Source organism: Bacillus sp. 11B20, assembly GCF_056098985.1.
Genome location: NZ_JBLZWZ010000009.1, coordinates 714,211 through 735,763, shown reverse-complemented (window position 1 = coordinate 735,763; position 21,553 = coordinate 714,211). Strand labels below are relative to the sequence as shown.

The window sequence follows — 21,553 nt, the reverse complement described above, 5'->3', positions numbered from 1 at the left end:
GAGAGGGGGATTTCTGTAAGAGGTGCAGCATGATGAAATTAAGTATACTGGATCAATCTCCTTTGATAGGAGGTGCTACGCCTGCTGAGGCTTTGAAGCAGACGGTTGAACTGGCGAAGCAGGCGGAAAAGTGGGGTTATCACCGTTTTTGGGTATCAGAGCATCATTTTTCAAATCGGCTTGCAGGATCGAGTCCAGAGGTGCTTCTCGGCCATTTATCAGCCGTTACGTCGCATATACGCATTGGCTCGGGCGGCGTCATGCTTCCCCACTATAGCGCCTATAAAGTAGCAGAGAACTTCAGGGTTCTCGAAGCGTTGGCTCCTGGTAGAATTGATCTTGGGATTGGACGTGCCCCTGGCGGTATGCCCATTTCATCTATTGCCCTTCATCATGGGGAGCGAAAGCGTTTAGGTGATCAATATCCTGAGCAAGTAGAAGAATTGAAGGTGTATTTACACGATCTAGCGGATGAATTTTACCCGCTGCCTCATTTGACTGCTTCTCCGAAGGTAGAGACCGCGCCAGAAGTTTGGATGCTCGGTTCCTCTGGAGGGAGTGCAAGGCTTGCGGCGAAAGCAGGTGCAGGCTACACGTTTGCTCTTTTTATTAATGGTGAAGGCGGAGAAGATTCTGTAGAGCAATATATCAATCGGTTTGAACCTTCAGTATTCGGTGATCAGCCGCGTGTCAGTCTGGCAGTCTTTGTTTTATGTGCTGAAACAGAGGAGCAGGCAGAAAAACTGGCTGTCAGCTTAGATTTATCTTTACTTGCCAATGAACAGGGGCTGAATCTTGATGGTTTTCCTTCATATGAAGAGGCACAGGCGTATTCCTATAGTCCATATGAACAAAAACGAGTGGCTGCCAATCGTCAAAGGATGGTCATTGGAACACCAGTTTCTGTGAAAAAGCAGCTGACCACACTTGCGAAGGCTTATCGAACAGATGAATTGATTGCTGTGACCATCACACATCACATGCAAGACCGGCTCACATCGTATCGTTTATTAAAAGAAGCCTTTGATGCATAACGTATGTATATTTAACGTTCACGCAGCCAGTAAAAGGGGAAAAGGAGCATCATAGTGAGGAAGAAGGCGGCTGACACCAGCAGGCTGAGTGGGTAGATAAAGGAAGCATAAACAGTCAGTTCGCATGCTTGATGAAAAGGACGAGGCTGCTTCGTATGTAAAAAGGTTAGAAAATAAACCAAGGTGATCGTCAGAAAAAAAGCAGTAAAAAAAGAAACGATCGATAGCAATATCAACATGAGTTTCTCTTTCTTCCATATATGATCGAAAAGCCTTGATGAGCTTATCCGCTCATACAAGGCTTTTCTTGTGATTCACATTTATTCAGGGTAAATTTCGAAAGGTTCCTTCGTTTGTACGGTATCTGATTTTCCTTTCAAACTTGCATACGCAAGCATTGTATACTCACCAGCTTCAAGCTTCTGGCCTTGATTGATCGTGCCATTCCATTTTACGCGGTGCTCTCCTTTATCAACATGTTGATAAACACCAGCTTCACCTAAATACTCTCCATCTGTCGAGTAGACAAGGAATGCAAGGTTCTCAGCACCGCCAGGCAGGTAGCTGCTAATAACATAGCTTCCAGCACGGTTGTCAGGCTCTACGGAAACAGAAGTGACGCGCGGATAATCTGGCTCTTTCACAATCAATAAAGTGGGGATTTCCGTGACCTTTCTGCCATTTTCGCGAATGGTTATGCTGCCTTGGTACGTCCCTTTTTTGGTTTTTCCGTAATTCACCTGTACTGCGGAAGTAAAGGATCCAGTGGAATTCCCTTTGACGGTGATTTTTTTCGTTCCGTTTGTACTAATGCCGCTGCCATTGAATTTGTAATCAATGGTATACGTTTTCGGTGCTTTTGAAAGGTTTTCTACTTTGAATTTCTTCGTTTTGATTTGAACGCCTTTTTCCTTTAAGAAAGTGCCGTAAGAATAGCTCGCATCAGAAACGATAGAAGACGCTTGAAGTGATTCCATGATTCGAACGCTGCCTGTTCCTTGTGTGTTATGAGGGAATGGGCTGCCATTTGCGTCAAACAGTTTTTCTGCTGTATTCATCAGTAATGCTTTGATTTGTCCAGTTGAGTACGATGGTTTTGCTTGTTTGATGATCGCTACTACTCCTGCCACATGCGGAGAAGCCATACTTGTTCCTTGCTTAGAACCATATCCGTAAGGCTGAGAAGGATCATGCGTTGGGATCGTACTCACAATGCTGACGCCGGGTGCTGATAGATCAGGCTTAATCATCCACGTATCCACAACAGGTCCGCGGGACGAGAAGTCAGCGACTTGCTCACTAAGTTCTTTGACAAATTGAATGGAGAAAGCCGTTGTATTGTTTCCAGCCTCAATGGCTTTGATAAGCGCTGTTCCATCAGCTTTTGACAGTTTAATTGTAGGAAGAGCGAGACCTGGTACATCGACTGGGATCTCTCCATCGGTATTGTTATACATCACAACGCCGATTGCACCAGCTGCTTTTGCATTGTCGACTTTATCCACAAAAGCAATGGCACCACGTTCAATCACGGCCACCTTTCCTTTAACATCGATGTCTTCAAAGGCCTTTTCGTCACCGATTCCAGCTTGGACGAGTGTGACTTGTTTTTGGTCAAGCGCTTTTAAATCGCTCTCTTGGTAGTAGCCCATGACTTTTGCAGTTGAATAGTTCGGGAATTTCACATTGTAAAGGCTGTACGGAAGCTGAGTTGCTCCGACAGAAATGGCATCTCTTGACGTGCCAGGTGAACCGACTGTCCAGTTGTTCGGACCGCTGTTTCCATTGGATGTAACAGCGACGACGTCTTCAGACATGGCCCAATCGAGAGCGATGCTCGTTGCATAATCAGGGTTATTGACACTGTTTCCAAGAGAGAGGTTCATGACATCTGCTCCGTCAGTAACCGCCCGATCGATGCCTGCAAGAACGTTCTCAGTTGTTCCAGATCCACCTGGTCCAAGTACACGGTATGCAAGAAGTGTGGCATCCTTTGCGACACCTTTAATTTGTCCATTTGCCGCGATCGTTCCTGCGACGTGTGTGCCGTGATCTGTGGATTCGCCTCTAGGATCTCCTTTAGGTGTCTCTTGCGGAGAATAATCATTATCAACAAAATCATAGCCTTTGTATAAACCGAAGTTTCCTTTTAAATCAGGGTGGGTATAGTCTACTCCAGTATCAATGACTGCGACTTTGACCCCTTTTCCAGAATAGCCGGCATCCCATGCTTTTGGTGCACCGATAAATGGAGCGCTCTTATCCATAAGCGGGGAGACATCTTCGTTTGGAAGCTGGATGCTTTCCTTTTTCACTTCATCGGTTTTATATGTAACATCCGGATAAACAGCTTTTACTCCATCAACTGCGAGCAGCTTCGGGATTTCGTTTGCAGGAAGTTTCATAGAGAAACCAGAGAAGACTTTTTCATATTCTTGACGAACACTCGCTTTATCTACCTCTTTGAGTGCTGCGTTCTTTACTTTTGTTCGAGATTTTTTGAGGGAGGCTTTTGTTTGTGCTTCGCCGTCTTGCTTAGCTTCAACTAAGGATTTTTCCTTTAATTCAACAATGACAGTGATTTGTTTTTTCGAGTTGACATTGATTTCACCGAAGATTTCTGCTTTTTCTAGTTCCACCTTTTTGTTAGATGGAGCAGCAGCAGCCTGTTGACCGGTAAAGAATGTGGATAAAATAAAAATAGTGGAGAACAATAGAACAGAAGAACGAGATATGACCTTTTTCATTAATTTTCCCCTTTCTAGCTGTGTTTTTAGGGAGATAGCCTTTCTTTTTGTGGATAAATAGGAAAGATTCACTGCCCGTTATTAAGTATTCAATATGTTGAAAACAATTCCTTTACTAAAATGGTCTTATTTTACATAGTTACAAAGAACTATTTTGTTTATAAAGTCGCACTTATTCACAAATGTCTGTTGATAACTCGATTATTAAGATACATATATGGAAAATAAAAAATTTACATACACAAAATCTAGTGAGAGGGTGTTGATATGTGGATAAACCCTGTTGATAAGGTGTGCTTATCTTTGGGATAGCGTGTGCATAAAATTTTCAATGAAACATCTAGGCACATGATGATCTTCTGCACTTTTCAACAAAACTTCTGAAAACTAGTTTATTTTTTCACCCAGATTGTGACAAACCTCTCTTTTTTCTCGGGATATGATAGGAGCAGTTGTTTTGCTAGAGCTGCTAGATTCTAAGAAAAGCGGAGGGATGTTCAGTGAAGAAATTAAAAAGCTGGTTGAGCGTATGGTTTGGTTTCATGATGAATGTGCTTGTGAACCCTGGTGTGATGATGAAGCAGCAAGGGTTTCAGGTGGCCGAGGCGGATGCCGGATTTTTTCAAGTAGTGAAAGAGAGAGAGCTGGAGAAGCTGGCAGAAGAACATAAGAAGAAACGCAGGGCAGAGAAGCGGTTGATTCAAAGTCTGATGATGCTTGAAGAGAAGACGATGCGAGAGGCGCGTGCTGGTCCGCTCTTACCTTTACAGAAAAAGTGAAACAGGGTAAAATCCCACATAAGAAATGTTATCTGCTGGGAGAGGATACCCCTTGAAGATATATAAAATATTGAATAACAACGCAGTGGTTGTAAAGGAGGGCGATCAGGAGAAAATTGTGATGGGACCCGGAATTGCTTTTCAGAAGGGGAAAAATGACGTCGTTCCTCTTCAAAAAATAGAGAAAATCTTTGTTGTGCGTGAAGAAAATGAGAAATTCAAACAAATTCTTGCCACATTGCCAGAAGCGCATATTGAGGTGGCAGAGCATATCATCAGTTATGCAGAAGGTAAACTCATGATGCCGCTCAGTGATCACATCCACATATCACTGACTGATCATTTGTCCTTCGCCATTGAACGCCTTCAAAAAGGCATTGTGTTATATAATAAATTGCTTGGTGAGATCAAAGTCTTATATAAGCAGGAATATGAGATTGGAAAGTATGCCATTCGTTATGTAAAGGAGCGGCTGGGGGTCGAACTGCCGGACGATGAGGCAGGATATGTGGCACTTCATATTCATACGGCCAAAATGAATACGGAGTCCATGAAAAAGACCGTAAAATATACAACGATGATCAAAGAAATGATCGAGCATATTGAAAGCTATTTTCAGCATTCAATTGATGAGGATAGTATTTCCTATCAGCGGCTTGTGACACATTTGAGGTATGCATTAGGCAGGTTGGAATCGAATGAGGCATTTCAAATCATGGACGATGACATGCTGATTTTTATCCAAACAAAGTATGATACGGCTTACCGGTGTGCACTTGGACTCGCTGATTTGTTAAAAGATGAATATGGACTTCATCTCCCTGAATCGGAGATCGGCTACATCACGCTGCATGTCCAGCGTCTGCAGGAAGCCGAATTGGTTTAAAATGATCGTGCCTGCATGCAGGCTTTTTTTTATGCACACTACTCTTATTAGTGTATATGGGTCATTGGATTTGAAAAAAGAGGTTGACGCATGTCACAGTCTTATACTATGATGAAAGCGTCATCAAAATTTGATATCGCGGGATTGTGACTGTCAGGCAGGCAAGACCTAAAATTTGCGTAACGAGGGGACGTGTATGTCCTTTACTCGTTGGTGAATTTTAGGTCTTTTTTGCTTTAAAAAAGGAGGAGACATCATGGATTATCAAAAAACAGCCAAAGAATTAACAAGTCTGTTAGGCGGCAAAGAAAATGTCATCAGTGCCACGCATTGTGCAACAAGACTCAGATTGGTGGTGAAAAATGAGGATTTGATTGACAAAGAGGCCATTGAAGAACTTGAAGGAGTGAAGGGGGCTTTCTCAAGTTCAGGACAATTTCAGGTCATTTTCGGAACGGGATCTGTCAACAAAGTGTATGAACCATTTGCTCGTGAGACTGGTCTCGAGACAGGCGACGAGAAACAAAAGCCTGTCAGCCATGATGAAGCAGTGAAACAAAAAATGAATCCACTTGCGCGTTTTGCCAAGACGTTATCGAATATTTTTGTACCGATCATTCCAGCAATTGTGGCAAGCGGTTTATTAATGGGTCTCTTAGGTATGATGAAAGCCTTCAAATGGGCTGACCCAAGCTCTGCGGTCTTCCAAATGCTTGATATGTTCTCAAGTGCAGCCTTTATCATTTTACCGATTTTAATTGGGGTCAGTGCAGCGAAAGAGTTTGGTGGAAATCCATATTTAGGAGCCGTCATTGGGGGAATTATGATTCACCCGAATCTGCTTAATCCGTGGGGATTGACGGAAGCAAAACCAGAATATATGCATTTATTCAATGTTGATATTGCTCTTCTTGGTTACCAAGGGACGGTTATTCCAGTGTTATTGACCGTATATATCATGTGTCTTGTTGAGAAGAATTTAAGAAAATTGGTTCCGAACAGTATTGATTTACTTGTGACCCCATTTGTGACGGTGATTGTAACTGGATTTGTGACGTTTATTGCAGTTGGCCCGCTTGGAAGAATGCTTGGTACAGGAATTTCGAATGCGCTGACGTTTATTTATGACCATGCAGGGTTCTTAGCAGGACTCATTTTCGGCGGTGCTTACTCTTTAATTGTGCTCACAGGGGTTCACCATAGCTTCCATGCGATTGAGGCAGGATTGCTGAATGATATTGGACGTAACTATTTGCTGCCAATTTGGGCAATGTCGAATGTCGCGCAAGGCGGGGCAGGATTGGCTGTCTTTTTCTTAGCCAAGCGTGCAAAAACAAAAGAAATTGCCCTTCCTGCTGCCTTCTCTGCTTTTTTAGGAATTACCGAGCCTGTCATATTCGGTGTAAACCTCCGCTACCGTAAACCATTTATTGCGGCGATGATCGGGGGCGCATTGGGCGGGGCATTTGTCGTTTTCACGAAGGTAGCCGCCAATGCTTATGGTTTAACAGGCATTCCGATGATTGCGATTGCAGCACCATTCGGTGTTCAAAATGTGGTCAATTATGTAATTGGTATGTTAATCGCTGTTGCTGTTTCATTTATTCTCACCATCATTTTTAAAGTAAAAGAAGTCGAAAAATAATCAAGGGGTGGTCACAGTCATGACAACAACTGACGCAGCACTTCGTCAAAAGATAGCAGAACGTATTCGAAACTATGAGCATTTGGTTAAAAAGGATGTGTACCGGCAGCAATTTCATTTAATGCCGCCAGTCGGTCTTTTAAATGATCCGAATGGGCTGATTCAGTGGAAAGGAATTTATCATGTTTTTTATCAGTGGCAGCCATTTAAAACGGGACATGGTGCAAAATTCTGGGGTCATTACACATCGACAGATCTAGTGAATTGGCATCACGAAGAAGCCGCTCTTGCCCCAAGTGATTGGTTTGATCAAAACGGCTGTTATTCTGGCAGTGCATTTATAGACGATGGGCAGATGCATGTGATGTACACTGGAAACGTTCGGGATGAACAAGGGAACCGTGAGACGTATCAATGTTTAGCTGTTTCAGAGGATGGCATTCACTTTCAGAAAAAAGGTGTCGTGGCAACGCTGCCGGAAGGTTTCACTGCCCATTTTAGAGATCCAAAGGTATGGAAGAGGAATGGTCAGTGGTACATGGTTCTTGGTGCACAAAGTTTAGACCTGAAAGGACACCTTGTTTTGTTTACCTCTGATACGTTAGAGAAGTGGACGTTTCAAGGCACGATTGCAGGCAGTGGAAAGAATGGTTTAGACAATTTCGGCTATATGTGGGAATGTCCAGACCTGTTTGAGTTAGACGGCCGAGATGTATTGATTGTATCACCGCAAGGGCTCAAGCCGGATGGTTTAAAATATCACAATACCCATCAATCAGGTTATTTTGTTGGGAGATTGGATGATCATACTTATCAATATACGCATGGAGCGTTTGAGGAGCTGGATCGAGGCTTTGACTTCTACGCGCAGCAAACCTTTTTAGACGAATCAGGCAGACGTCTTTTAATCGGGTGGATGGGGGTGCCTGATCAAGGAGAAGAGCATCATCCGACGATTTCTTATCAATGGATACACTGCCTCACGATCCCGAGAGAGCTCCGTTTAGATGATGACGGACATCTCATTCAAAAACCAGTAAGTGAACTTCAATCCATGCGGACCAATGAACAAGAGCATGTTTTTCATATTAAACGTTCTGTTCATTCTATCCCTGTAGATGATATTACGAGCGCAGAGGTATTCATTGATCAAATTGACACACAGAAAGGGTTTGAATGCTGTATCCGTGCAGCTGCACGGATCATCTATGATAAAGAGAAAGGGAAGCTGACATTAGAGCGGGATCGATTTGAAGATCGATCAAAGGAAGTTCGTGAAGCAGTCATAGAGGAATTACACGACCTTCATATCTTTATTGATGCATCGTCGATTGAGATTTTTGTAAATGGTGGCCGAGAAGTTTTTACTGCACGTTACTTTCCTTCCCCGGGAAATAAATCAATCTCCATCAGTGGAAGAAATGAAACAAAGCTGACATTGAAGACATGGCATTTACAAAAAGAAGTAGGTCGTTGATCCGAACCCTACATGTGATGATTCATATGATGTGAAATTAAAAGTAACCAAAAACAGCACGTCATATAAAAAAGGGAGATTCAGAGCCGTCTGCACGATTGATAGAAAGGTGCAAGTAGAATACATTTCTCTATCAGATAAGCGAGGTGCGGGAAATTGGGTACCCCAATACCGCATCCTCATCTTATTCCACTGATCATAAGTGGAATTTTTATTTTCATTGTTTTTTGCTTTTGGACCAATGGTAATCACAACGTCTACATATCCCTCGCCATCAATTCCATTATATTTTCCGGAAAACGATCGTTTCCCATTTACTTCACTGTTCGTTTTACTTTATCTGCTGTTCTTTATAAAAAAGGTTTACTTTATTAAGTATGAGTGATAACATACATTTAAATTGTTGGTAATAAATATTACTTTTATATAAAAAATAGTAATTTTTATTACGTAAGATAAATCATAAAAATTTTTTTGAGGTGCGTGATAATCCTTTGGGGATAGGGGTTGCGTCATTCATTTTATTTTTTGAAAGCGCTATCTTTTTGGTTTGTGTTTGGAAATGAACCACTTAGTTGATTGTTTCCACTATCCAAAAAGAAGAGGAGTGTATGTTGGTCAGTGATTTAGCACAGTGGTTGGATGTTATCAAGGCATGTAAAGAGAATGCTATTGTTAACAATTAAATAAACGAATCTATTATATCAATATGAAGTTAAGGGGTGTATTTGCATGGGAGTATGGAATTTTAAAGGCGGTTCTATTTGGTCAGAAAAGGGATTCATTCCAAATAAGTCTACAAGAATAACAGTTACTCATGAGGATGATAGGGAGATTCATTTATCTGAATCTAGCGTAATTGTACCAGGACTAGTCGATTTTCATTGTCACTTATGGGCACCTGGAGCGGAGATTGGTGTGAAAGATAAACAATATCTCTCCTCAGGAGTAACGACAGTTGGGGACGCAGGTACTTTTGGCTATGACGGATGGGAGGAAGCAAATCGTTATTGGGAAAAGAGCCCATTAACAGTTCGTTCTTGGTTATCAGCCTTACCAGAAGGGCTAACCAATCATCCCAACCCTAACCCAACCAAGCCAGAAAGTATTTCGTTGGATCGAATTGTTGAAGTTGCATCTTTAGCTGATGATCGTTTATTAGGAATTAAGATTCGCTTAGGTCAGGTGGACATAACGACTGACCGGTCTTTATTACGCTTAGCAAGAGAAGCAGCCGATCGAACTGATTTACGAATGATGGTTCATTTAACTGAAACTAAACTAGATATTGAAGAGGTAACACAATATTTTAATAAAGGGGACATTCTCACTCATCCATTTCAAGGAAGGGATGGAAACGTGTTAAATACTGCCGGGAAGGTAAAAAAAGAATTTCTAGCTGCAGTAGAAAGAGGGATAGTATTAGATATCGGTCACGGTAGAAAACACTTTAATTGGAATGTTTTTTATAAATGCTTAGCTGAGGGAATTAAACCAGATACTATCAGTTCAGATTTAACAAGCGCGTCATGGAGAAAATACCCTGTTTATAACATGAGCTATATCATTTCTAAAATGATTGTAGGTGGACTGTCTCTAGATGAAGCTTTTAGAACCGTTCTGGTAACAGCTCCTAAATTGTTAGGAATTGACGATTTTACTTTTACTCCAAATAACCTTGTGGTTCTGGATTCTACTTCTACTGAGACTGCTTTTCCTGATGTAGATGGAGAAACCGTGTTAGGTAACATTAATTATCAACCGAAACACTTAATATTTAACGGTATACCAGATATTGAGAGCGTTTCTAGTTGGAAATAAACATTTTTGACAGATATATTTCATTTTGTTCGCTGTCTTGAGGAAACAACAGAAGGGTAAATGGAGATACTCTTAGACATCTTACAGAACCGTAAGAGTATCTCTTTATTTTTTAGATAAATGTAAGCGTTATCAAAATTTCTTTTTAAAAGGAGGAATTTGATTGGAAAATTCTCAATTGAATTTCGAAAAGAAGACGATTCGAAAGGTGACACGAAGAATTATCCCGTTACTATTTTTACTCTATATTATTTCTTATCTAGACAGGGCAAATGTGGGATATGCTGCATTGGAAATGAATGAAGCACTAGGACTAACAAGTAAAATGTTTGGTCTTGTGACAGGTATTTTTTTTATTGGTTATTTTCTCTTTGAAGTACCAAGTAATATTCTAATGCAAAAATTTGGGGCAAGAGTTTGGATTACTAGGATACTCTTTACTTGGGGAATTATTTCTATGGCAACTGGGTTTGCTCAGAATGCTACCCAGCTTTATATCATTAGATTCCTTCTTGGAATAGCAGAGGCAGGTCTATTTCCAGGTATTATTCTATACCTTACTTATTGGTTCCGAGCTAAAGAAAGAGCAAGTACAATTGCGATGTTTATGACAGCAATCGCCGTTTCTTATATTATAGGAGCTCCCGTTTCTACTTTAATTATTGATCATATTCATTGGATGAATGTGCCTGGATGGCGTTGGATGTTTATTATCGAAGGCGCCCCTGCTGTTATTTTAGGGTTTGTTACATATTTCTACTTAACAGACCGGCCAGAACAAGCAAAGTGGCTAACAGCCGAAGAAAAAAATTGGTTGATTTCAGAATTAAGAAAGGACGAGGAGCTACGAGAAAAGAAAGGCCAACAAACCTCTAGTCATAAGACGGCCTTGACTGATCCTAAACTGTGGTACCTCGCCTTAATTTACTTTGTATATACTGCAGGTACACTGGGTGTTGGATATTGGATGCCCCAAATTATTAAAGGATTATCTAGCTATTTATCAAACACCCAAATCGGCTTCATTGCTACAATCCCTTATATTATTGCTTCAATCGTCATGAATTACTGGTCAAGACGCTCAGATCGCACTGGTGAAAGACGTATGCACACAGCTTTACCATTACTCGTAGCTGGTTTAACGTTACTCAGTGTAGGAATGGTATCCAATCCATTTATTGCAATGATTTTCATCACCATTTCATTGGCAGCCATGTATTGTTTTAAAGGTCCTTTTTGGTCATTACCCACAATGATATTGAGTCCGGCCACAGTAGCTGTTGGAATTGCAGTCATTAATTCAATTGGAAGTCTAGGAGGTTTTGTTGGCCCTTATGCAGTTGGATGGCTAAAAGATGCTACAGGAAAAATGCAAGCCGGTTTGATTTTCTTAAGTATTATTTTAATAATAGCTTTCATATTAGTATTAGCTATGAAATTTGAGCAAAAAAGAACTGCCTTCAAGAGTCAGAAGGAAATAGGGGAAATCCGGCTTGAAAAATAATTTATCTACAATCTGAGCAGATCAATGATCTGCTTTTTTCTAGTGAAATCAGCCTGTATCTTAAAGCCTATACCATGTATATACAAGGTTGGCCTAAAGCGGTTTGATGACGTTTTACATATATGATAACAGGTGGAATTATGGTATCATTTTAAAATATATACAGCTGAGGCTGACGTTTATCCAAATGCGGTAGGACAAAAAAGGGGTTGTTTACTTGAATTCAAAACAGCAGCCGACGACTAGAAAACGCTTGGAGACAATGGCAGATCATGTTGAAGATAAACGTGAAGAATATAAAGAATTGCTCATTCAAGTTCAATCTATTCTCGGTGAACCTTCTTTAGAGCAGGAAGAAGTGAAAGAGAAGCTGACAGATACGTATAAACAAATGAAAGAATATGCTTTATTTGTTGAATCCATCGAAGCCTTTATTCGAAAAATGGCGAAAGAGTCCGATCAGCAAAAATAGGCATTCATGTATGGATAAAAGAGTGTACTCGGTTGCGGGTATGCTTTTTTGTTTCGGTCAGATTATTCAGAAATTTGAATGAAAGCGTTGACATTCTTATTGTCATGATAAATAATAAATAAAAATTCATCTGAGCATGTACAGGAGGAACGATATGAACCATACAACCAAGAAATGCCTGATCACCTTTATGATTGTCTTATTTTCTATGAGTTTTCTTTTTCCTTCCATTTCTTCTGCCCGAAATCATACGTCGTATGCTGCATCAACTGCTTCAGTCCCGTCTGGTCAATATTATCGTTCACAAGAGGTAGCTCTGCATTCTCACGTTCAAAAAGCTTCTCTTTATTACACAACAGATGGCAGCCAGCCGACAACTCAAAGTCAGTTGTACAAAAAGCCCATTCATATCGAAACAGATACGACTTTAAAAGTAAGCGTTTACAATAAAAGTCACCGCCTTTCCACGTCTACATACAATTATCGGTTTGTCACACGAGAGGACATTGCATCATCTTTTTTATCTTTCGAATACAAAGGAATGCCTTATCGGCTGTATATTCCAAAAAATCGTAAGAGGGGTAAAGCCTATCCTCTCGTCCTGTTCTTACATGGAGGAGGTGAGAGGGGAACAGACAATCAAAAGCAGTTACTTGCGAATGATGGTGCAGTTTTATGGGCTTCCCCTGAAGTCCAAAAGAAACATCCTTCGTACGTATTAGCCCCTCAGGCGCGAAATGCTGTGGATGGAGGCTTTGCATTAACAAGAAATTTGCAAAATGAAATCGATCTGACAAACGTGTTTCAATTTTCACCGGATTTACACAAAGCTTATGATGTCCTTCAGCATGTGTTAACTTCTTATCAGATTGATCAGAAAAGGATTTATGCGACGGGTTTATCACAAGGTGGATTTGGCACGTACCAGTTGAACATCACATATCCTCGTTTGTTTGCAGCGATGATTCCTATTGCGGGGGGTGCAGATCCAAGCAAGGCAGGAATTTTAGCACACAAGCCGATATGGGCATTTCATGCAGAAGATGATTCCATTATCCCTATCAGCTATGCGAGAAATACAATTCAAGCTATTCAAAAAGCAGGCGGTCAGCCGCTTTATACGGAGTACGCAAGCAAGTATGGATATGATCATGCATCATGGACGCCTGCTTATGAGACGCCAGGCTTAACCGATTGGCTGTTTGCACAGAGACGTAGCTTTCGATAAACAAAAAACCGATTCACCTAAACGGCGAATCGGTTTTTTTCTGTTTTATTTATCAAAACGATGAGCAGAATGCTTTGTTGGTCCGATGTATTCGTTTAGCTGGAAAGAGCCTTTGATAGCAGCAGTGATGAATTCTTTTGCTGCATAAATGGCTTCTTTCACGTCTGATCCATTCGCTAGTTCAGCTGTGACTGCTGCTGAGAATGTGCAGCCTGCGCCGTGTGTGTATTCTGTGTCGATTTTATCTGTTTCAAGGCGTTCGAAGGTTTGTCCATCATAAAGCAAATCGATGGCTTTGTCCTCGCTTAGCTTACCGCCTCCAGTGATGACCACATATTTTGCACCAAGTTCGTGAATGCGTTTTGCTGCTTCTTCCATTTGTTCAATCGTTTTGATCTCGCCGATTCCGCTTAATTGACCTGCTTCGAAAAGGTTAGGTGTAATAACGGTTGCCAGTGGCGTGAGCTTCTCGCGCAATGCTTCCGCGTGCTCTGGGTAAAGGACTTCGTTCGCACCCTTACAAACCATAACAGGATCAATGACGACATTTTTTAGGTCGTATGTTTTGATGGTGTCAGCTGCAAGCTCGATCACGTCGACGGTTGGGAGCATACCCGTTTTCAGTGCATCTACACCAATGCCTTCAACAATGGTAGAGAGCTGCGCGCGAATCGTCGCCGTATCAATTGGAAACACCTGATGATCCCAATGATTATGAGGGTCCATTGCAACGACAACGGTTAAAGCTGTCATCCCGTAGACGTTTTTTTCTTGAAACGTTTTTAAATCTGCTTGGATACCTGCACCGCCGCTTGAATCCGAACCTGCGATGGTGAGTGCTTTATTCATAGACATAGTTGCTGAACCTCCAATGTGATGTGTAACAGTTATTGTTCTATCCCTTATTATAATCAGCTTTTCCATTTATCACAATGAAACGGCATAAAAAAGCGTTCCTCTCTTCGGAACGCCTTTCTTTTTTACCTTTTACAAATCACCAATTTCCCTTTTTTCAGTTCGTCTAAAAGGGTTAAAGCTAACTCTTGATCGGCGCCAACTGACATCATTTTGGCCATCAGTTCATCATCCCGGGTGCGAATGACATTGGCAACTTGATCCAAAATCCCTTGATCGACCGCAGTCATGCTTTTGGCGTCTGTATACTCCGTTACGGTATCAGAGCGTTCTGGGTCGTACGCAAAAACAAATACAGCGTCCTTTGTTGAACCCGATGAATGAAAGTGGTCGATGGCCTGTTTCGCTTCTTTACTATTCTCAACCGTGATATATTCCATGATCATCACTCCTTTTCATCAAAAATTCCCATTTTTTCATCAAATCAAACCGCCTTTTATATCATGAGAAGAAAGCCAATTTATGTTTTAATGGAAAAAGACGAATCTATTAAAGGAGTAAGCTGCATATGAAGATTTCCTTATTAATTGTGACACATAACCGGCTCAGTGCACTGTGTGAGCTGCTTGAATCCATTACAAGACAAACCGTACAGCCTTTTGAAATTGTCGTCGTCAATGATGCAGGAGAGCGAGTCGACATCATACAGGAACTTTACCCTGAGCTTCCGATCCGTTTGATTCATTTAGATGAGAATGTTCAGCATGTGAATGCCAGAAATGTGGGGGTGCGGGAGCTGACAGGCGACGTCATCATGCTGAGTGACGACGATGATTACTTCACACCTTGTCATATCGAACGCATGAGCAAGGCGTTGGAAGATGCCGATTTTGTCTTTTCTGATGCAGAAATTGTGTCGTTTGAAGAAAAAGGCGCGACCCGTTTCCCGTTGTCGAGACGTTTGTTTGCTTATACAGCGGACATTGAGGATATGCGTGTCTTTTCTACATATGTTCCTTCCGGCAGTATGTACAAACGCTCTATACACGATGAGATTGGCTATTTTGATCCAGCGATGCATCATTATTGGGACTGGGACTTCTTTTTGCGTGTATCACAGCATGCCCGAGTCAAACGAGTACCAGCTGCCAGCGTGATCTATGCGTTTTTTGACGGCGGTGGAAATCAGTCTAGTGATCTTGGTGAAACAAGGAAGAACTACCTAGATGATTTAAGTGAAAAGCATGATTTAGGCGACCTGCCAACAGCGAACTTTGCTATATTATTAGAAGAACCAGCGATGAAAAAGCGAGAATCAGAGAGTGAGATTGTGTGGGATGGAAAACCGATGATCTCCAGACTAGCGCAGCAAGTAGAAGGAGGAAAACCACAATGAAGCCATTTTTAAATGATAGCTGGTGGGCTGTGATGAAAAGTGAATTTGAACAGCCGTATTATCAGGAATTACGTGAATGGATGAAGGAAGAATATCGCACGCAGACCGTTTTTCCAAAACCAGATGACGTGTATCGTGCCCTTCATTTGACGTCATATGAAAAGGTCAAAGTGGTGATTTTAGGACAAGACCCTTATCATGGCCCAGGACAGGCACATGGATTAAGCTTTTCTGTTCAGCCGGGCGTCAAACACCCGCCATCTTTGAGAAATATTTTTCAAGAGCTAAAGGATGATCTTGGCTGCCCTGTTCCAAACCAGGGCTCACTTGTTAGCTGGGCAGAGCAGGATGTGCTGCTCTTAAACACTGTGCTGACTGTGAGGAAGGGAGAGGCGAATTCGCATAAAGGCAAGGGCTGGGAACGTGTGACAGACCGCGTGATTGATGTGCTGAATGAACGTGATCAGCCCGTCGTTTTTGTGTTATGGGGAAGACATGCTCAAAATAAGAAAGAACGCATTGATCAAAACAAGCATTACATCATTGAGTCACCTCATCCAAGTCCTTTTTCTGCAAGAAACGGCTTTTTTGGCAGCCGGCCGTTTTCAAAGGTAAACACGTATTTAAAGCAAATGGGATTCGAAGAAATCAATTGGTGTATCAAGGATATTGAATGAAAATAGGACGAGGGGAGAGCCCCTTCGTCCTGTTTATTTTAAAAATTTGCGGACCAAGTCGAGTCCGTTTTTCGCATTTGGATAACGGAAGGAAAAATCGAAGCGGTTCGTTTGACGCAGGACGCTTTTTTCATGCGTAAAAGTAAAGAAGCTTTCCTTCCCGTGATATCGTCCCATGCCGCTTTCGCCGACGCCTCCGAATGGCAGGTAAGGTGTAGCGACATGCATAAGCGTGTCATTGATACATCCTCCGCCAAATGAGAGGTTTTCTAGAATATACGATTCTGTGTCTTTATTTGTTGTAAATAAGTAAAGCGCCAGCGGCTTTGGCCTTGCTTTGATCATATGCGCTGCCTCATGCAGAGAATCAAAGGTCATGACAGGCAGGATCGGCCCGAAAATTTCCTCCTGCATGACGGGATCCTCCCAAGTGATGTCGTCTAAAATGGTCGGAGCGATTTTAAGCTCGTGTTCATTGCGCTGTCCACCTGTGACGATCGTTCCATTTGAGAGAAATTGTGAAAGCCTGTCAAAATGACGCTGACTGACATTTTTTCCGAAGTGCGGATGCGTTTCGGGATGTTCACCATAAAAGTCACGGATACAGGCCGTCATTTCTAGCAAAAGTTCCTCTTTGATGGATTCATGAACGAGCAAATAGTCTGGTGCAATGCAGGTTTGCCCTGCATTGGTGAATTTTCCAAAGGTGATCCGCTTCGCTGCTAGCTTGATGTCAGCATCAGGCATGACGATGCAAGGGCTTTTTCCGCCAAGCTCAAGTGTGACAGGGGTCAAATGCTTTGCGGCGGCTTCCATGACGACTTTGCCGACTGCCACACTTCCAGTAAAGAAGATATAATCAAAGGGCAGCTTCAGCAGCTCTGTACTGACATCGACACCGCCCTCTACGACAGCCGCATGGTCTTCTTGAAATACACGTTTCATGATAGTGCTGATCAATTGTGAGACTGCCGGGGTCAGCTCAGACGGTTTTAAAATCACGGCATTTCCCGCAGAAATCGCGCCGACTAATGGAGAAAGGGCCAATTGGAAAGGATAGTTCCAAGGGGCAATGATGAGCACACTTCCATAGGGCTCCTTGATGATCATGCTTTTCGATCCGATATGAGTCAGCGGTGTTTTCGCGCGTGTTGGCTTCGCCCATTTGTGAAGGTGTTTGATGGTATGATTGATTTCTTCATACACCATCCCGATCTCCGTTGTATAGGCTTCCTGTTCGGATTTATGTAAATCATGGGCTAAGGCCTGTAAAATATCCTTCTCATGCTGTTTGATTGCTGCTTTTAAGTCTTGAAGAATGCGGATGCGTTCTTTAACTGCCGGCTTCTGAAAGACTTTTTGTTTCTGAAATAGAGCGGTGAGCTTGTTCATGATTTAATCCTTTCATAGACGATTTTGTTTCTTTTATTATGTGTGAATAAAGGTGATGGGTCAATTAAGAGAGGCGTGAGCGCACTGCTTTGAAAAAATGAACCCATTTGGTTTGTTCATTTGGTAAAATAATGTTGAAAAGAGATTTTTTTAGATTGGAGGGTCTACCCTTGAATATTCATATATCAAGCCTGCTTCAAAAAATGGAGGAAGCGGTTCAAAAAGCAAAACAAAGTGGAAATGATGAAGAGGTGAAACGTCAAGTGGCGGCGATTTCTTCACTATGTGATGTCATTCTCGACGCACCATCACAGGTGCAAATGCCGCAGTCGCCAGTCATCTCACCACCTCCATCGATACATACACCATCAGCGCCATCTGTGTCTACAGATCAAGCCATGCTGGAGAAACTCATGGGCACAAGTGGCGCGAAGAAATTTCAGCAAAATGATGAGGGTCAAAAAGAGAAGGACGGGAACGGCGACTCTATTTTTGATTTTTAATGGTCTTGTCACGACAAAGGGAAGGTGATTGGTTTGAAACTATTTTTGGGCGCCATTCAGTGGATGGCATTTTTTATCGCAGCTTCTATTGCCGTACCAATTGCGATTGCACAAGCATTTGAATTGAACCAAGTACAAGCGGCAGAGCTGATTCAAAGTACTTTCTTTTCACTTGGTCTTGTGGCGATGGTGCAGTGTTTATGCGGCCATATGCTGCCGATCAATGAAAGTCCAGCAGGGCTTTGGTGGGGTGTGTATACCCTTTATGCCGGCATGACAGGAACAATCTTTGCGACGTATCCTGAAACCTTGCAAGCATTACAAGGGGCTTTAATTTTTAGTGCTATTTTCTTTTTTATTTTTAGTCTATTTAAAATCATCAATTGGCTCGCGTCTTTATTTACGCCAGTCGTCACAGGCATTTACCTGCTGCTGCTTGTTGTGCAGCTAAGTCAGCCAATCATGAAAGGGCTGATGGGGATCGGGTATCGAGGAAATCAAGTAGACGGGCTTGTCTTTTGCTTATCGATCTTGATTATTATCCTCACCTTCATGATCAGCCGCTCAAAATGGCATTACTTGAGGCAGTTTTCTGTGTTATTCGCACTTGCAGGCGGATGGCTGTTATTCGCTCTACTCGGATTGGCGAAGCCAGTTCGAATTCCAGAGCAAATCATCGAGTTTCCGAAGCTGTTTCCATTCGGTATGCCGGTCTTTGACAGTGGATTGCTTGTCACGTCCTTTTTTATAACGATTTTACTCATTGTGAACATGCTGGCAAGTATCCGAATTGTGGAAAGCTCAGTGAAGGCATTTGGTGAACTGCGTGAGCGGAAGAGAGCACGTCCTGCCGGTTTTGTCGCAGCATTTGGTCATTTACTAAGCGGGCTGATCGGTGCGATTGCGCCTGTACCTATTTCGGGGGCAGCAGGATTTATCCAGACAACCAAAATTCCTTCGAGAAAGCCTTTTTTCATAGGAAGTCTACTTGTTGTTCTCATTAGTTTGTTTCCACTGCTCATGAGCTTTTTCTCTGCATTGCCATCACCTGTGGGGCTTGCTGTAAACTTTGTGGTCTTCTCTTCTATGATTGGGATTGCGATGTCAGAGTTTGATCAATATGAGAAAGAAGAAATTCCGCGGATTCGCTTTGTCCTTGGGATTGCCGTTTTAGCAGGCGTAGGGGCGATGTTTGTGCCTCAGGGGGCCTTGAAAGGCATGCATCCTGTGCTCATTTCATTATTAAGCAACGGTCTTGTTCTAGGCACGCTCATTGCGATTGTTGTCGATCAGGTCTTGTTACGAAAGAAAAAGAAATCCGACAATCTCGTGTCAACGTAAAGGGAAAGTTGAATGTCGCCCTTCACCCGCGCTATGATAAACATAATTGATGAGATAAGGAGAATGACAAATGAAACTATTTTTCATTTTAGGTGCGATTAACGCCATGCTTGCTGTAGGCCTTGGAGCCTTCGGTGCGCACGGTCTAGAAGGGAAAATCCCTGAAAAATATATTGAAATATGGAATAAAGGTGTTCAATATCAGATGTTCCATGCCATTGGCTTATTTGTTGTCGCTTTTCTTGCAGATAAGCTGTCAGGTGTCTCCTTGGTTCCTGCCGCTGGCTGGGTGATGCTTGCAGGCATTCTTTTCTTCTCAGGAAGCCTTTATGTGCTGGCATTGACTCAGGTGAAGATTCTAGGTGCCATTACCCCCATTGGCGGAGTAGCATTTATCGCCTCTTGGATCATGCTTGTCATTGCAGCAGCAAAAAATTTATAAGCCAAAAACCGATGCTCTCATAGGGGCATCGGTTTTTTCTTAACTCCAGTAAGGAGTATAATTGGGTGGTGCTTGATAATAAGGGACGTAGTGAGAAGGAGGGACAGGATGCGTTTGAGACTCTTCCTCCCGGTGGCAAAATGGTCCGATAAACACGCTTGGTTTCACAGGCTTTGTCGCCTGCTTCCATTGTGTTTCGTTCATGCAATAAGTATGGGCCATGATGTGAGAAGGGGTGAGGGTGAGAAGGTCTGAGCCTAGGATCACTTCAGGTGTAGATGCGTTAAAAATGGCTAACAAATGAGTTCTGTCTTGGAGAGCGACTTCATAGTGCCACCAGCCTTGAGGCACGTTTGCCACCTGTCCAGGTGTAATGGTGTAGGTGTGCAGTTTTTTTGTAAATGGATTCAGCATCGATACGGCAGCAGAACCGGCTATACAATAAACAAGCTCTGCGGCATTTTGATGATAATGAGGCTCTACGACTTTGCTTTTACTCAAATATATATCCAGCAGGGACACTTGATCCAATGAGTTTAATTGTTTTTTTCCTAACACATTAATCAGGTTATGCTGATCGTATTTCACAAGGGGGCTTTGATTCAGGTCGTATGAAAATTTCACATTTGGTGATGTATAATCCAGTTCAACAGTCATTGATGTCACCTCTAGGCTTTTGATAAAAACTACTAGGCATCTTATGAGCCGCGCCCCAGAGGTGTGACAAAAACCTAGACAAAAGAAAAAAGCAAGGGCACCTGAGCCTTGCTTTTGCCATGTATGTCGTTATCTCGGAGAATATGTTGACATTGAATATGGATAGTCGTACTGAATTTCTCCATCAAACGTAATGTAATCAAGATAGATTGTTAATAGTAAGTATCGTGTTCCTGTTTTGTTATCACTAATGATAATGTGGTCACGTCCTGCAGCTTCAATGACGCCTCTAAAAATCTTCGAATTCCATTCTTTACTCGCCTCAAACGTCATATAAATCGTGGCTACCTTGCCGCGGTTCAATCGTAAAATATTTTCAATATAGGACTGCTCAATAGGCAGCTGTCCGGTGACATTTTGCTGATAAATCGGTCCAGAAGGAATTTGATATGGCTGACCGCCGCCTTGCGTTCCTTGGCCTCCTTGTGAAGTGCCGGTAGACGGCATTGGTGAAAACCCCTGTTGCATTTGTCCTTGCATTTGACCCTGCGTTTGGGGAGGGACTGAATAACCCATCTGCTGCGCAGGATACGGATTTGCTCCATATTGTTGCTGGCGGAAATCTTGACCTTCGAAACCCGAACTTTGCCCAAATTGATTTTTCAATTTCATAACGTTCCTCCTCTTTCCTCATGGT

At 42.3% G+C, this 21,553-nt stretch carries 20 protein-coding genes; 14 read left to right on the top strand and 6 right to left on the bottom strand.

Going from position 1 to position 21,553, the window contains the following annotated elements; genetic code table 11:
- Positions 1–29 precede the first annotated feature (29 nt).
- Complete coding sequence (locus tag ACN6NB_RS18020; RefSeq protein WP_224929803.1) at positions 30–1,034, top strand: LLM class flavin-dependent oxidoreductase; 1,005 nt, start codon at positions 30–32, stop codon at positions 1,032–1,034.
- 320 nt (positions 1,035–1,354) lie between these two features.
- On the opposite strand, the gene ACN6NB_RS18015 is transcribed toward ACN6NB_RS18020, so the two are convergent.
- Positions 1,355–3,781 carry a S8 family peptidase gene (locus tag ACN6NB_RS18015; protein WP_144491611.1) on the bottom strand — a complete coding sequence of 809 codons (2,427 nt, stop codon included), beginning with the start codon at positions 3,779–3,781 and terminating at the stop codon, positions 1,355–1,357.
- A gap of 500 nt (positions 3,782–4,281) precedes the next feature.
- On the opposite strand from ACN6NB_RS18015, the gene ACN6NB_RS18010 reads away from it, so the two are divergent.
- The 8 genes from ACN6NB_RS18010 (at position 4,282) to ACN6NB_RS17975 (ending at position 13,593) form a co-directional block, all read left to right on the top strand.
- On the top strand, positions 4,282–4,560 hold the full coding sequence (locus ACN6NB_RS18010) for a hypothetical protein (protein ID WP_144491610.1): 279 nt from the start codon (positions 4,282–4,284) through the stop codon (positions 4,558–4,560).
- Between the two features lie 52 nt (positions 4,561–4,612).
- The gene (locus ACN6NB_RS18005) at positions 4,613–5,446 is read left to right on the top strand and encodes a PRD domain-containing protein (RefSeq protein ID WP_039182354.1); all 834 of its coding nucleotides are present in this window, start codon (positions 4,613–4,615) and stop codon (positions 5,444–5,446) included.
- A gap of 256 nt (positions 5,447–5,702) precedes the next feature.
- The gene (locus ACN6NB_RS18000) at positions 5,703–7,091 is read left to right on the top strand and encodes a sucrose-specific PTS transporter subunit IIBC (RefSeq protein WP_107162883.1); all 1,389 of its coding nucleotides are present in this window, start codon (positions 5,703–5,705) and stop codon (positions 7,089–7,091) included.
- A gap of 19 nt (positions 7,092–7,110) precedes the next feature.
- Positions 7,111–8,568 (top strand): glycoside hydrolase family 32 protein, encoded by a 1,458-nt coding sequence (locus ACN6NB_RS17995; RefSeq protein WP_251180953.1) that lies wholly within the window; start codon positions 7,111–7,113, stop codon positions 8,566–8,568.
- A 732-nt stretch (positions 8,569–9,300) separates the two neighbouring features.
- Complete coding sequence (locus ACN6NB_RS17990) at positions 9,301–10,389, top strand: amidohydrolase family protein (protein ID WP_047203649.1); 1,089 nt, start codon at positions 9,301–9,303, stop codon at positions 10,387–10,389.
- Between the two features lie 163 nt (positions 10,390–10,552).
- Positions 10,553–11,893: an MFS transporter gene (locus ACN6NB_RS17985; protein WP_107162885.1), complete on the top strand. Its 1,341-nt coding sequence runs from the start codon at positions 10,553–10,555 to the stop codon at positions 11,891–11,893.
- A 217-nt stretch (positions 11,894–12,110) separates the two neighbouring features.
- Positions 12,111–12,365 (top strand): hypothetical protein, encoded by a 255-nt coding sequence (locus ACN6NB_RS17980; RefSeq protein ID WP_041087697.1) that lies wholly within the window; start codon positions 12,111–12,113, stop codon positions 12,363–12,365.
- A gap of 154 nt (positions 12,366–12,519) precedes the next feature.
- Positions 12,520–13,593, top strand: a complete 1,074-nt coding sequence (locus ACN6NB_RS17975; RefSeq protein WP_474253522.1) for a chitobiase/beta-hexosaminidase C-terminal domain-containing protein — start codon at positions 12,520–12,522, stop codon at positions 13,591–13,593.
- Between the two features lie 45 nt (positions 13,594–13,638).
- On the opposite strand, the gene ACN6NB_RS17970 is transcribed toward ACN6NB_RS17975, so the two are convergent.
- Complete coding sequence (locus ACN6NB_RS17970; RefSeq protein ID WP_024426411.1) at positions 13,639–14,448, bottom strand: bifunctional hydroxymethylpyrimidine kinase/phosphomethylpyrimidine kinase; 810 nt, start codon at positions 14,446–14,448, stop codon at positions 13,639–13,641.
- Between the two features lie 125 nt (positions 14,449–14,573).
- Positions 14,574–14,888 (bottom strand): YflT domain-containing protein, encoded by a 315-nt coding sequence (locus ACN6NB_RS17965; protein ID WP_126682464.1) that lies wholly within the window; start codon positions 14,886–14,888, stop codon positions 14,574–14,576.
- A gap of 128 nt (positions 14,889–15,016) precedes the next feature.
- On the opposite strand from ACN6NB_RS17965, the gene ACN6NB_RS17960 reads away from it, so the two are divergent.
- Positions 15,017–15,844 carry a glycosyltransferase family 2 protein gene (locus ACN6NB_RS17960; protein ID WP_041087706.1) on the top strand — a complete coding sequence of 276 codons (828 nt, stop codon included), beginning with the start codon at positions 15,017–15,019 and terminating at the stop codon, positions 15,842–15,844.
- Positions 15,841–16,521 carry a uracil-DNA glycosylase gene (locus ACN6NB_RS17955; RefSeq protein ID WP_474253521.1) on the top strand — a complete coding sequence of 227 codons (681 nt, stop codon included), beginning with the start codon at positions 15,841–15,843 and terminating at the stop codon, positions 16,519–16,521. Before ACN6NB_RS17960 ends, ACN6NB_RS17955 begins: the two co-directional genes overlap by 4 nt.
- A 33-nt stretch (positions 16,522–16,554) precedes the next feature.
- Here the strand turns inward: ACN6NB_RS17955 and ACN6NB_RS17950 are convergent, their stop codons facing one another.
- The gene (locus ACN6NB_RS17950; RefSeq protein WP_474253520.1) at positions 16,555–17,913 is read right to left on the bottom strand and encodes an aldehyde dehydrogenase; all 1,359 of its coding nucleotides are present in this window, start codon (positions 17,911–17,913) and stop codon (positions 16,555–16,557) included.
- Between the two features lie 170 nt (positions 17,914–18,083).
- On the opposite strand from ACN6NB_RS17950, the gene ACN6NB_RS17945 reads away from it, so the two are divergent.
- From ACN6NB_RS17945 to ACN6NB_RS17935, 3 genes are all read left to right on the top strand, one after another.
- Positions 18,084–18,416, top strand: a complete 333-nt coding sequence (locus tag ACN6NB_RS17945) for a YwdI family protein (RefSeq protein WP_039182322.1) — start codon at positions 18,084–18,086, stop codon at positions 18,414–18,416.
- A 33-nt stretch (positions 18,417–18,449) separates the two neighbouring features.
- Positions 18,450–19,757, top strand: coding sequence for a purine/pyrimidine permease (locus tag ACN6NB_RS17940; protein WP_106025478.1), 1,308 nt, complete (start codon positions 18,450–18,452; stop codon positions 19,755–19,757).
- 70 nt (positions 19,758–19,827) lie between these two features.
- A complete protein-coding gene (locus ACN6NB_RS17935; protein ID WP_025093833.1) occupies positions 19,828–20,199 on the top strand; it encodes a DUF423 domain-containing protein in 372 nt (123 codons plus the stop codon).
- Positions 20,200–20,238: 39 nt separating this feature from the next.
- On the opposite strand, the gene ACN6NB_RS17930 is transcribed toward ACN6NB_RS17935, so the two are convergent.
- Both ACN6NB_RS17930 and gerQ read right to left on the bottom strand, forming a co-directional pair.
- On the bottom strand, positions 20,239–20,856 hold the full coding sequence (locus tag ACN6NB_RS17930) for a cupin domain-containing protein (protein ID WP_039182316.1): 618 nt from the start codon (positions 20,854–20,856) through the stop codon (positions 20,239–20,241).
- Positions 20,857–20,985: 129 nt separating this feature from the next.
- Positions 20,986–21,528, bottom strand: coding sequence for a spore coat protein GerQ (gene gerQ / locus ACN6NB_RS17925; RefSeq protein ID WP_474253519.1), 543 nt, complete (start codon positions 21,526–21,528; stop codon positions 20,986–20,988).
- Between the last annotated feature and the right edge of the window lie 25 nt (positions 21,529–21,553).

What these genes read in the sequence shown, in the direction of transcription:
- ACN6NB_RS18020 (WP_224929803.1), top strand. Translation starts at nt 30, where the DNA reads ATGATGAAATTAAGTATACTGGATCAATCTCCTTTGATAGGAGGTGCT.
- ACN6NB_RS18015 (WP_144491611.1), bottom strand. Translation starts at nt 3,781, where the DNA reads ATGAAAAAGGTCATATCTCGTTCTTCTGTTCTATTGTTCTCCACTATT.
- ACN6NB_RS18000 (WP_107162883.1), top strand. Translation starts at nt 5,703, where the DNA reads ATGGATTATCAAAAAACAGCCAAAGAATTAACAAGTCTGTTAGGCGGC.
- ACN6NB_RS17995 (WP_251180953.1), top strand. Translation starts at nt 7,111, where the DNA reads ATGACAACAACTGACGCAGCACTTCGTCAAAAGATAGCAGAACGTATT.
- ACN6NB_RS17990 (WP_047203649.1), top strand. Translation starts at nt 9,301, where the DNA reads ATGGGAGTATGGAATTTTAAAGGCGGTTCTATTTGGTCAGAAAAGGGA.
- ACN6NB_RS17975 (WP_474253522.1), top strand. Translation starts at nt 12,520, where the DNA reads ATGAACCATACAACCAAGAAATGCCTGATCACCTTTATGATTGTCTTA.
- ACN6NB_RS17970 (WP_024426411.1), bottom strand. Translation starts at nt 14,448, where the DNA reads ATGTCTATGAATAAAGCACTCACCATCGCAGGTTCGGATTCAAGCGGC.
- ACN6NB_RS17965 (WP_126682464.1), bottom strand. Translation starts at nt 14,888, where the DNA reads ATGGAATATATCACGGTTGAGAATAGTAAAGAAGCGAAACAGGCCATC.
- ACN6NB_RS17960 (WP_041087706.1), top strand. Translation starts at nt 15,017, where the DNA reads ATGAAGATTTCCTTATTAATTGTGACACATAACCGGCTCAGTGCACTG.
- ACN6NB_RS17955 (WP_474253521.1), top strand. Translation starts at nt 15,841, where the DNA reads ATGAAGCCATTTTTAAATGATAGCTGGTGGGCTGTGATGAAAAGTGAA.
- ACN6NB_RS17950 (WP_474253520.1), bottom strand. Translation starts at nt 17,913, where the DNA reads ATGAACAAGCTCACCGCTCTATTTCAGAAACAAAAAGTCTTTCAGAAG.
- ACN6NB_RS17935 (WP_025093833.1), top strand. Translation starts at nt 19,828, where the DNA reads ATGAAACTATTTTTCATTTTAGGTGCGATTAACGCCATGCTTGCTGTA.
- ACN6NB_RS17930 (WP_039182316.1), bottom strand. Translation starts at nt 20,856, where the DNA reads ATGACTGTTGAACTGGATTATACATCACCAAATGTGAAATTTTCATAC.
- gerQ (WP_474253519.1), bottom strand. Translation starts at nt 21,528, where the DNA reads ATGAAATTGAAAAATCAATTTGGGCAAAGTTCGGGTTTCGAAGGTCAA.